Source organism: Fusibacter tunisiensis (assembly GCF_016908355.1).
Lineage (GTDB): Bacteria > Bacillota > Clostridia > Peptostreptococcales > Acidaminobacteraceae > Fusibacter_D > Fusibacter_D tunisiensis.
Genome location: NZ_JAFBDT010000018.1, coordinates 1 through 11,600, shown reverse-complemented (window position 1 = coordinate 11,600; position 11,600 = coordinate 1). Strand labels below are relative to the sequence as shown.

Here is an 11,600-nt window from a genome sequence, read left to right as displayed (position 1 = left end):
CCTATCTACCTCCCATTCTGATTCTTGGATCAATAATGCCGTATGTCAGGTCCACTAGTAAAATAGCAAACAAAGTCAGCACTGTATAAAATGCAGTGGCACTGAGCAAGACGTTATAGTCATAAGCATTTCGAGTGAGTGCTCTAAGGTATACTTGACCCGTTCCAGGAATGGAATAAATCATTTCAATGATAACAGAACCCGAAAGCAAACCTACAAATGAAAAGATAATACTTGGCACAAGTGGTACCATGGAATTTCGCATAGCATGTCTAATAACAGCTTGTCGACGCGTCAATCCCTTTGTGCGCGCAAGCAATAAGAACTCAGATGTCATAACCTCAGTCAGTTCGGCTCGCGTTAACCTAGACAATGAGGCTATTGCTCCAAACGATAGGGCCAATACTGGTAAAATTAGGCCGCGTAATCTTATAAGTGTTTCTGCGTCTTTGGCTGGGAAAATGGTCGGAACCCATTCCAATCGATAGCCAAAAATCATTACCAATAAAATCATGACCACAAAGGACGGTACGGATATCATAACCATAACCGCAATAGATATAAAGTTGTCAATAGGTTTGTCCTTATTTAGGGCCGCAATAATGCCAAGTGCCAACCCTATTGGAATGTAAAATACAAGTGCAATTAAGTTTAATACAAGTGTTGTTTCCATACGTGAACTCAACACAGTAAATGCCGGCTTACCGACTTCTATACGTGTAGACAAGCCCCAGTCCCATTTCAGAAGGTTCTTCAACCATGAAAAGTACTGCTTGCTGATGGCAATTGGCTCATAAGCACGAATCATATCCCCTTTATCTTCATAATACGCATTTTTAAGTCGTGTGCCTTGGGCATTTTTAGTCCGAATATCTTCCATTTCTGCTTCATCTGTAATCAGCCTAAACGACATATACCCATCTCGAACTTGTTTTTCATAATAAATCGTTCGCTCTTCCTCTGTTGTTGGCGCATAATCTGGTGCCAGTTTAAGCAATGTAAAGTTCAACGATAATATGGTGAACATTATAATAAAAATCCAAATAATTCTCGTGATGACATATCTTATCATGTTCCACTAGCCTCTCTTTTGAGTAATTAAGGATCAAATTGTCAAAATCATTTTCATAAAAATGAGAAGAGCAGAAGTTCACTGCCCTTCCCAAAATTTTAGAACCTAAAATAGCTTACTCTTCAGATACGACTTCCGCACCGTCAGCAACTTCCACTTCACCATTTAAGGCTTGTGTAATGGCATCAAATGACCAAAGTTCTTTTACAAAGTCGCCATCGTTGTTTTGATAAATAACTGGAATCTCAGCTACTGAAGTATCGATACCCCAGTTAAGTGTAAAGAATCCACGGTTATCTGAACAATAAGTGTCAAGGAATGAAGCGGCATCTAGAGTCGATCCAGAAATACCACCAACAGAAGTATCAAATTCACCAATCATCATGTGGTCATAATAGATACCTGGGAATTCTTTTGGAGATGTGTTCAGTGTAAATGTAATATCATATTTATCTGTTACAAATGCAGACTCGAAAGCGTCCTTAAGATAAGATGCCATCAATTCTTGAGCATCACTACCTGAGAAGAAGTAGAATTCTACTTCGATTGTATCGCCATCTTTATATGTGCCTGCTTCTACCAATTCTGTAATTGCTTTTTCATAATAAGCTTTTGCTGCGTCAAAGTTATAGCCATAAGTAGATGGTGATAAATCAGCACCTACAGACATTCCTTGTGGTGTACTTCTATAAGGAATACCAAGTTCTGCTTCTACAACATATGCATCTGAGAAAAGATACATTTGTTTTTCAGATGTTTTAAGAACCTCTTCTGCAAGTTTTTGTCTGTCAATAGCATGGAACATTGCCATTTTGAAATCTTGATTTGCTAAGATTGGTTCTGGCTCCCACTTGCTTTCTGGGAATTGAACCAATTGATCGTCTTTTGTACCTAAACCATTAATCATTAATCTAAATGTTGTTGTTCCTGGAACACGTTTTAAACCTGGGTGACTCTTATAATCTTCGTAGTGAGCTGTTGGAAGGCCACCTGCATCCAATTTGCCAGCTACGAACTCTTGGAATCTCATTTCAGCATCTGCTATGATGGTCATTGTTCTACCAGTATAGAAATACTTATCAGCGTCATGATGCAATTCATTTTTCTTAAATCTAATGATTTTATCACTTTCATAGTAATCTACGTAGTAAGGACCAGTGTATCCAATTGACTTTTCGTCTATTCCGTATTGATCACCAAGTGCTTCATAAAGCTCAAGGTTGATTGGAGACATTACGAAACTACCAAAACCATATTTAACATTCCATTGTGATTGACTTTCAACGAAGTGGAACTCGAGTGTGTAATCGTCAATTAATTTAATACCAACTTCTTCCCAAGCCACAGTACCGTCTGTGTATTCTTGAGCATTGATAACTTTTTGTGGGCCACCAACAAAGTCGCCACCACCACTGATTGCTCTAAACCATTTTTCAGTCAATGCAATCTTATAAGTTTCATAGAAATCTACTGCGTCAATATTTGTTTTTGTAATCATAGATGTGTCTGTATTGCTGTTGAATTTCCACTCAAGACCATCTTTGATTTTAATTTGCCATACTTTTGAAACTTCTTTACCACTTGGTAAAATTTCACTGTCCACTGGAATTGGATCTTCAGCAGCCATAGATGGTGTCAAAACATAACCTGTTTTGTCCGCATTGAATTCATATGTGTAAAGTGCACCAATATAGTGAACCATAACATCTGATGTTACACTGTCATCATATAACCAGTGATTCCATTGTGTTGGGTTTCCAGAAATAGCGATTCTGTAAGTGTATTCCCCTTCATTACCTGGGTTACCATCTTCCATAATAACATTGCTGTCATCTGCAGAAAGTGATGAATACTCTGTACCAAATGCCATAACTGGTAAATAAGTATCGCTCATAAGCTGCATTCTGCTTGAGTAAAGATTAAATCCTGCATTGGAGAACATAGGAACACCAGCATATTGATTGTGAAGCAAATAGTTTTCAGCAGCAGCCATAAATGTATGACGCACATCTGAATCTGCAAATTTATAATTGAACACACCATTTGCAGGTGTTGCTTCAATCGGCGCTACTGTGATCACTCTTTCAGCGCTTGAGTCAAGACCCTTAACTGAATAAGTCAACGTATAATCGCCAGCTTGCATTGTGTTAACTTCACCAGACACTTCAATATCTGCTGTTAAATCATCGCCATTATCACCTTTTGCTGTTACGCCTGCAAGAGGATCAAATTCAGCCAACTCATCGATTGTTGCTGCATCTACACCTTCAAATGTAGCCGATGAAACTTCTTGTTCTTGTTCACCAGCAGCTTCTGTTGTTGCTTCCGGCGTGTCATTTCCCGCTGTATCGTCGCCACATGCTGTTAATGTCAAAAGCATTGCTAAAATCAACATGAGAACGAGATACCTAGTTGTAAAATTCTTCTTCATTCTTTACTCCTCCTAATTGAATTGTCCTGCTAAAATTGTTCGAACAAAACTAACTTTATTATAAGCAATATAAAAAAATTTTTCAACAGAAACGTCAAAACTTTTTAATGATTTCGTAATAGATTGTTTACATTTTACAAATAATTCAGAAAAAAAAGTCCCTTTATATAAGGGACTTCAGGTGATTCAAAAACTCTTTCTCTCTATATTTATTATAATTTTCCGCTTCTAACACGTGCCATCATTCTAGAAAGGCCGCCGCCATTTTCAACATTCGTAAACCCATAGGCTTGCAAAAGTTGTACACCATAGGCACTTCGTGCACCTGTGGCACAGTATAGAATTATTTTTCTGTCCTTGTCATTCAGGGATTCAATCTCATATTCCAAGGCATCCAAAGATATATTTATAGCGCCCGGAACTGCCCCATAAGCGTATTCTTCGCCTGTTCGGACATCAATTACAAGTGGTCCTGCTGGAGGCTCAGGCGTTACTTCTTCTTGTACAACAGGTTCTGAATTTTCAGTTTCTGTTTGACCAAGTGTTTTTACTTCTGGAGCAGGTAAATCTAGGCCAAATCCTTTTGGTGTCATTGCTCTAACATAATTGGAAAGACTAATAAATCCACCACTCACATTGATAACTTGATCAAAGCCTGCACCTTTTAAGAGCCTTAATGCTTGATGGCCTTTCTTTCCAGTTTGATCGTATACTAAAATAAGCTTATCTTTAGGAAGTTGGTTCATCTCCGTAAATAAAATTTCAAGCGGTATATTAATTGCACCTTCAACATGTGCCCTTTCAAAGGAAAAGACATCTCTTACATCAATCCAAAGTGGCTTTTTGTCTACTAAATAATAGTCTAACTCGCTTGCAGTTAAAGCAGGCGAAAAACCTGTTATTCTATTTTCAGCTGTATAGGCGGCCATGTTAATGGCATCATTAGCATTGCCAAGTGGTGGCGAGTATGCAAAATCAATATCTGACAAATCGGATACAGTAAGTTTTGATGCAACCGCTGTTGCCAATACATCCAACCGTCTGTCTGCACCTTCATAGCCTGCTGTTTGACCCCCTAAAATGGTCCCTGTATCTTTATCATAAACAACCATTACACTGACCATTTCAGCGCCTGGGTAATAAGATGTATGGTGTTCTTTATGCACCACAATTGCATCTGCATTTATGCCTTCTGCTCGGGCAGCTTTCAAGGAAATGCCTGTAGTTCCTGCAACCGCTTCAAAAACTCTAACAATAGACGTTCCAATTGACCCCTTGTAAGCATGGGTTTTCCCAAGTGCATTTTCAGCAGCAATTCGGCCCTGTCTGTTGGCTGGACCAGCAAGTGGAATGCGGACTTTCTTGCCTAAAATTCTATGCTCAAGTTCAATCATATCCCCTGCAGCATAAATCGACTCATCACTTGTTTTAAGGGTTTCATCCACAAGAAGTCCACCAGCATTACCAAGTTCAAGACCAGATTCCTGTGCGAGTTTTAGGGTTGGTCTTACACCAATTGACATAAGTACCATATCCGCCTCAACGCGGGTCCCATCCTTTAATTTAACTTGTTTTGACTCAATCTCAGCAAGTGCCTTATCTGTATAAAGTGAAACGCCATAAGAAACAAGTTCTTCTTGAATAAAGCCTGCAATTTCAGCTTCCATAATCCCCATTACATGTGGCATCATTTCAACAACTGATACTTTAAGCCCACGCTTCGCAAGTGCCTCTGTCATTTCAAGTCCAATAAAACCACCACCTACGACAACTGCAGTTTTAGGCTTTTTATCTTCAATAAATGCCGTAATTCGGTCCATATCTTCAAGTGTCCATAACTGGAATACATGATCCAAATCTGCGCCTGGCAAAGGAGGTGCTATTGGTTTTCCACCTTGTGCCAATATAAGCTTGGTGTATTCAAATACCTTTTTTTCACCTGTTCTTGTATCTTCAGCATATACTTTCTTTTGCGCTCTATCTATTTGAGTTGCTGCTGTATGAATGTGCACTGTTGTTTGATATTGTTCTTTAAAACTTTCAGGACTTTGTAATATCAATTTTGATCTGCTTTTTATGTCACCACCAATGTAATAAGGCAGGCCACAATTTGCAAATGATATATCTGCCCCCGCTTCGAGTATTGTAATTTCTGCATCTGCCGACAGTCGTCTGGCTTTAGCGGCAGCCGTAGCACCGGCAGCAACGCCTCCAATAATAAGTATTTTCTCCAATTCAATCACCTCAAGTTTAGATTCTCAAAAGTTTTCACACCCCCTACCCCGGGGGTCTATAACAGTGTACATCCTTTTCAAGACCTTGTCAACTCCAATAAAAAAAAATTTCCGTTTTGCCTCCGTCCCCAGTTGAATATTTAAGTCAGCCTGTTACAATGGGTTTGAAATTGCCTGATGATACACGCATCTCAACTGATACGCTGGATGACTTTGTTGCAGCCTACTACAATGGCAACACAAACCTGGGAAACTGAAGAACAGGAAAATGCCTTTTCAGACACAGTCATGGATACATTCAATGACGCTTTTACCCAAATGGGGATTACAGATCAATCTGCCAAAGGGAAACTCTTACGGTCCGTCGCAAAAGAGTATGATTTTGGCGCTCTATTAGTTGCCACAGAGCGTGGCGAAATTACAGATTTCTCGGTAAAATGCGGTGAAATGGCTGCCAATGCACTCATTAAACATTTACAAACCGAAGCCTCTTTAATGGAAAATATCACCGGCAAAGGGGCCGCAGTGGCTTCAGGGCTTGTAAAAGGCGCCTTACAAATGAAAGATGGCAATTATACAGATGCAGCCAAGGAACTCTCAAATGCCTTTATTGGCTATTTTCCAGCAGGAAAAGCCTATCAAGCAACGATTGAACTGATTAACGCAAGCATAGGAAGCTGGAAAGATTATGAGCTCGATGAAGCGTATAAAAACTATATCAGCTCTGCTGGCAGTGACTCAACCTTGACGGATGATGACTGGGCTACCATGTCTACTACTCAGTTGCGTGGCTACTTGATTCGATTGCAACAAGAAGCTAAAGACAGATACTGTAAAGTCAATGGAATCTCCAGAGCCACATTGGACAACGACAAAGAACTTAGTGCCAGAATTGTAAGCCAAACAGAAATGAATTTGAGAAATGCTTTTGGTTTTGACATTGATATGCCTATAGAAACACGTCTTCGCAGCTTATTTGCCGCAAGAAATATAATCTTAGACCATTTTGATGGCGAAATGCCCGTTTTAAATCCAGGCGAAAGTGCAGAGGCAAAACTAGACGAAATCAATAAAAATGAAAATTGGCAGGTCACTATATCTGCTTCTCAAACCAGTGCTGTTTTTCAAAACACATATGTTGGTCCGGATCAAAGTAAGACTGTTGCTTATCACCTTTTCCCGGGAAATTCAGCAACCGGTGAAGCATCATGGTCACCCCCCAATAGGTCTACTTTTGATCCCGGGGAGACAATTTCAATGAAATTATCTGTCAAAAATACAGCTCGGGCAGATAAGCATCCTTTAAACGATTCTTGGCTCATCTTAGCCCAACTCTTTTCAATTAATGAAAAGGGCGAGCAAGTTGGCAGCGCTGAATATCTTTCAAATAGGGAAGGTGTCTCAAGTTTTACAACAGGTCCGGGAAACAACTGGGAATCTTTTGATGAAACTGTAAGTGCCACCATGGGCGCATCCAGTACACCAAAGAGCCGGATGGCAATACGTGTCAGCGCGTCTAATGGAAGTATTAGTGCAGAAACCTATTACGTCTTTGAATGGCAGGAAGTTCAGTAAAACTCAAAAGCGGTGTTCGTCAATCTGACAAGCACCGCTTACTTTATGGACGTTCATTACTCGTGGTATTGAACCCGCACGCCTTTATCTTCCAAAGCTTGTAAAAGCCCCCGGTCAATAATCTTCTGATCCAAATCTTCATAAGCTGTAAATTCTTGTAAAAATTCAAGCTGCATTATTGGCGAAATATTTGCAACCTCATTATAAGATATGTTCAAAATCTCAAGTGCCTCCAGAGTCTCTAACACGCTTATGTCTTCCACTTTATTTTTATGAAGTGTAAGTCTTGTAAGCGATTTTTTCTCCTCCAGCGGGCTTATATCCTCTATCTCATTTTCACTGAGATTGAGTTCTTCAACCTTGTCCCAATTCTCCAAAAACCCAATTGACGTAATACCCGATCGAGTTAAATGAGCATTTGTAATGTTGGTTAATTCAGACAAGAAATCTAAAGCATTAACATTGGTTTCTATAAAACTAAGTCGACTTAATAAAATGGTTTTAAAAGTTTTGGGGATTTCCTCGATTGTTGAGTAGCTGATATTTAAGTATGTAAGATTTTCCAACTCAGCTATTGGACTAAGTGATTTTAGAGCACCATATCGATAGGAAAAATCGCCCAAATAAATTGCATATTCCAAGCCATCAATTTCATATACCGGATATTCCCGATAGTCAATATTCAGAGAGTATACCATTTCCATATCAAGCGTCGTAAGCTCCCCCTCTGGCTTCCCAATTTGGTCGCGAATCATCTCTTCAAGGTGTGGATCTTTAATTATTACGATTTCATCCGGTTGCGTTTCTTCTGAAGCAGATGTTGCCATACCGACACTTGTCTCTTCTTCAAAAGTCTCAATTTCATTTGTGTCACGCGTTGAACAGCCAGTAACCGCTAAAATTATTAACCCTAAAAGCGTCCCTATTAAACATTTTTTAACCTTCATAAGCCACCTCCAGTAATAGTTTACCCCCTTTAAACGACTTTTAACATTTCTAACACTCTAAAAAGACCAGCAAAGTTGGCATTTCGTTACGCCAACCTTGCTGGTCCTTAATTGATGTCATCTAGGGACAGGTCAGGGGTCCATTTTTCCTCCGTCCCTAGTCGATTAAATCTTCTATCGAGTCAATCTCCATATAGGCTGGAACTACTAGCCCTATTCTAGCACCTTCAAGATTAGCGCCAAGATCATCAAATTCACCTTCATATTTCGCGTAGTGGTCTCCATGTGTTCCCGGTAACCAAGCGGCTACAATTGCATCTGTTTGTCCAGAAGCAACAGCTTCCCACATAGGGCCATTTTCAACCTGTGTCAGTGTAACGTTGTAACCCATGTCTGAAAGAACTGTTCCAATCACATTTGTAGATGCAATTTCAGAGTCCCATGCAACATAAGCCAAGTTAATTTCAACACCATCAACAGGATCTACACCGTCAGTCCATACTGAAACCTTATCTGTGTTTTCATCAACCCATTGTCTTGCAACATCTTTAGGGGATTCTCCATCATTGATTTTAACCATTACGTTTTCCATATCAGAACCTTCCCAATAGAAGTTATCCAATATTTGATACGCTTCCGGCATATCTTCACTTAGTCCCAATCTGGCAATTGAATTGATGTTTTCAGATTCACCGAATGAGCCCTTAGGGTCATCAAGATATTTAAGGTCAAATGCTGCGAACTTCCAGTGTGGATTCCAGCCTGTTACGACAATTGCTTCTTCATTGGCAATTGCATCTGAAAGCGCTTGTGTCATTGCAGCGCCTGAACTTGTTTGAACAGTATAATTAAGGCCATAATCTTCTACAGCTTGTTCTGCTGAACGGACAACACCTGCCCCAGCATCGATTCCTGTAATTGTGTAATCAAGCTGTTCTCCTACAGATTGAGTCCCATTGTCATCGCTTGTCGTGCTACATCCTGCTAATACCAATGCAAAAGCCGTTATAACAACAAATGCAAACTTCATATGATTTTTCTTAAACATAACTTGTTGCCTCCTTAAAATAGTGTAATTTATTCTAAACAGAATACTTCTGTTTATTCATGACTTGAATCAGTCGGTCGAGTATAATAGCAAGGATTACAATTGCAATTCCTGAAGCAAAACCTTGGCCCGCTTGATTCCTTCCTATTGCTCTATAGACTTCAGTTCCCAGCCCTTCTGCACCAATCATGGATGCAATAACAACCATTGACAGCGCAAGCATAATGGTCTGGTTGATCCCTTGCATAATTGTGTTTTTTGCAAGAGGCAATTGAACTTTGAAAAGTTTCTGCCAACCTGTTGCACCAAAAGCATCCGATGCTTCAATTAGTTCATTAGAGACTTCACGTATCCCGAGGTTGGTCAATCTTACAACTGGCGGCATTGCAAAAATAACAGATGCAATAATACCAGGAACCATACCGATTCCAAAGAATGACACTGCAGGAATAAGATAAACAAATGCCGGCATGGTTTGCATAAAATCTAATATTGGTTTAACGAAGCTCTCAACTGTTTTATTTTTGGCCATCCATATGCCAACTGGAATGCCAATCACAATAGCAATCAAACTAGAGGATAAGATCAAAGAAAGTGTCAGCATCGTGCCATCCCAAAAATCCAAATTCCATATAAAGCCAAGTCCCAACAAAACAAACACGGGCAATCCCCATACTTTTTTCGTTAGAAATACCGTTAAAAGCACCATTAAAACAATAAATACAAGTGGTGGAAAAAACATCAACACATCACTGATTGTATTTACAAAGGCATCTAGAAAATCACTAATAGGATCAAAAACCCAACGTGCATTGCTTCTTAAATAACTTACTGCCGCATCGACCCATTCTACCAATGGTAATTGTGGTATATTATTCATTTAAGTTCACCTCATTTCCTGCTAAAGCAGCCAGCACAGCGCCCCTAACAATTATTCCCTTTAAAACATCGCCTTCAGTTACAGCTATGGGTATTGGGCTGTCATAAATCACTGGGAATAAATCATGTAACGTTGTATCAAGTGTAACTCTAGGCACTTCCTTTTCAATAATCTCTTCCAATTTCCCGATTCCATTTTCAACCGCTTGAGCTGCGGCCTCTGCAGTGACAATCCCATAGAGTTCATGCGTGTTTTTTGTAACATAAACACTTGAAATACCCGCTTGTTTCATCTTTTGAAGGGCAACCCTTGGACCGTGTTTTTCAATTTGTATGGTTTCTGGTCTTAACATCACATGTGCTGCCGTAAAGACTTTTGAACGGTCAACATCTTCTACAAACTTCTCTACATACGCGTTAGAAGGATTAATCATGATTTCTTCGGGTGTTCCAATTTGAACAATAACGCCATCTTTCATTAAGGCAATTCGATCCCCAATTTTCAATGCTTCATCCAAATCATGGGTAATAAAAAGAATTGTCTTTTTCATTTTCTGTTGCAAATCCAAAAGTTCATCCTGCATGTCTTTACGTATAAGTGGATCAAGCGCCGAGAAGGCTTCATCCATTAAAAGGATATCTGGATCATTTGCAAGTGCCCGTGCGAGACCAACTCTCTGTTGCATGCCACCAGAAAGCTGTTTTGGATACTGGTCTTCATAGCCTTTTAGGCCAACCATTTCCAAAGCTTTCAAAGACTGATCTTTTACTTTAGTCTTTTCAACGCCTTGCACTTCTAGTCCAAAACCTGTATTTTCAATAATTGTCTTGTGCGGAAACAAACCGAAATTTTGGAAAACCATACTCAGTTTTTTCCTTCTGGTATCGAGCAATGCTTTCATATCCATTTTTGACAAGTCTTCCCCATCAATTAAAATACTGCCATAGCTGGGCTCAATTAATCGATTAATCAACCGAACCAGAGTCGATTTACCACTACCAGACAAGCCCATGATTACAAACACTTCTCCTTCTTTTACATCAAAGGATACGCGATTGACACCAACGGTCATCTTCGTTTTTTTCAATATTTCGTCTTTGGAATGTCCATCTTTAAGAAGCTTAATCCCCTGTTTGGGATGCTTACCAAAAATCTTAGTCAATTCCCTTACTTCAATTTTATTCATTTGTGTACTCCTCTTTCAATATATCCATTTTTGTCCCAGTTTTTGTTTAGAGAGTCTCAAAGTTATTTTCTCATAGCCTAAAAATACAAAAGGAGTCCCTCAATAAGGGCTCCTACGATAAATAGTATAAACATACTTCTGAATTGGTGTCAAATTTCAAAGGCCATTTCAAAAAATGACACCACACTGTGTACTAGTAATTGCAAGGCTTCAAAAAAATTAATTTT

The 11,600-nt window shown here is 39.4% G+C and carries 8 protein-coding genes; 1 reads left to right on the top strand and 7 read right to left on the bottom strand.

What is annotated here, in order from left to right; all coding sequences use genetic code 11:
- Position 1: 1 nt before the first annotated feature.
- The 3 genes from JOC49_RS09790 to JOC49_RS09780 all read right to left on the bottom strand — a co-directional run bounded on the left by JOC49_RS09790 (position 2) and on the right by JOC49_RS09780 (position 5,737).
- Entirely contained in the window at positions 2 to 1,072 is a 1,071-nt protein-coding gene (locus JOC49_RS09790; RefSeq protein ID WP_204664828.1) for an ABC transporter permease, read from the bottom strand.
- A 115-nt stretch (positions 1,073 to 1,187) separates the two neighbouring features.
- Complete coding sequence (locus JOC49_RS09785; protein WP_204664826.1) at positions 1,188 to 3,503, bottom strand: ABC transporter substrate-binding protein; 2,316 nt, start codon at positions 3,501 to 3,503, stop codon at positions 1,188 to 1,190.
- A 212-nt stretch (positions 3,504 to 3,715) separates the two neighbouring features.
- Positions 3,716 to 5,737 (bottom strand): FAD-dependent oxidoreductase, encoded by a 2,022-nt coding sequence (locus JOC49_RS09780; RefSeq protein ID WP_204664824.1) that lies wholly within the window; start codon positions 5,735 to 5,737, stop codon positions 3,716 to 3,718.
- 231 nt (positions 5,738 to 5,968) lie between these two features.
- On the opposite strand from JOC49_RS09780, the gene JOC49_RS09775 reads away from it, so the two are divergent.
- Positions 5,969 to 7,312: a hypothetical protein gene (locus tag JOC49_RS09775; RefSeq protein WP_204664822.1), complete on the top strand. Its 1,344-nt coding sequence runs from the start codon at positions 5,969 to 5,971 to the stop codon at positions 7,310 to 7,312.
- A gap of 56 nt (positions 7,313 to 7,368) precedes the next feature.
- Here JOC49_RS09775 and JOC49_RS09770 read toward each other — a convergent pair whose 3' ends face one another.
- The 4 genes from JOC49_RS09770 to JOC49_RS09755 form a co-directional block, all read right to left on the bottom strand.
- A complete protein-coding gene (locus JOC49_RS09770) occupies positions 7,369 to 8,259 on the bottom strand; it encodes a leucine-rich repeat domain-containing protein (protein ID WP_204664820.1) in 891 nt (296 codons plus the stop codon).
- 157 nt (positions 8,260 to 8,416) lie between these two features.
- The gene (locus tag JOC49_RS09765; protein WP_243423683.1) at positions 8,417 to 9,307 is read right to left on the bottom strand and encodes a glycine betaine ABC transporter substrate-binding protein; all 891 of its coding nucleotides are present in this window, start codon (positions 9,305 to 9,307) and stop codon (positions 8,417 to 8,419) included.
- 34 nt (positions 9,308 to 9,341) lie between these two features.
- On the bottom strand, positions 9,342 to 10,187 hold the full coding sequence (locus JOC49_RS09760) for an ABC transporter permease (protein ID WP_204664818.1): 846 nt from the start codon (positions 10,185 to 10,187) through the stop codon (positions 9,342 to 9,344).
- Positions 10,180 to 11,373: a quaternary amine ABC transporter ATP-binding protein gene (locus tag JOC49_RS09755; protein WP_204664816.1), complete on the bottom strand. Its 1,194-nt coding sequence runs from the start codon at positions 11,371 to 11,373 to the stop codon at positions 10,180 to 10,182. The genes JOC49_RS09760 and JOC49_RS09755 overlap by 8 nt, the downstream gene beginning before the upstream one ends.
- Positions 11,374 to 11,600: the final 227 nt, after the last annotated feature.

Excerpts from the sequence above, each read along its gene's own strand:
- JOC49_RS09775 (WP_204664822.1), top strand. The coding sequence starts at position 5,969 with ATGGCAACACAAACCTGGGAAACTGAAGAACAGGAAAATGCCTTTTCA.
- JOC49_RS09765 (WP_243423683.1), bottom strand. The coding sequence starts at position 9,307 with ATGTTTAAGAAAAATCATATGAAGTTTGCATTTGTTGTTATAACGGCT.
- JOC49_RS09785 (WP_204664826.1), bottom strand. The coding sequence starts at position 3,503 with ATGAAGAAGAATTTTACAACTAGGTATCTCGTTCTCATGTTGATTTTA.
- JOC49_RS09770 (WP_204664820.1), bottom strand. The coding sequence starts at position 8,259 with ATGAAGGTTAAAAAATGTTTAATAGGGACGCTTTTAGGGTTAATAATT.
- JOC49_RS09755 (WP_204664816.1), bottom strand. The coding sequence starts at position 11,373 with ATGAATAAAATTGAAGTAAGGGAATTGACTAAGATTTTTGGTAAGCAT.
- JOC49_RS09790 (WP_204664828.1), bottom strand. The coding sequence starts at position 1,072 with ATGATAAGATATGTCATCACGAGAATTATTTGGATTTTTATTATAATG.
- JOC49_RS09760 (WP_204664818.1), bottom strand. The coding sequence starts at position 10,187 with ATGAATAATATACCACAATTACCATTGGTAGAATGGGTCGATGCGGCA.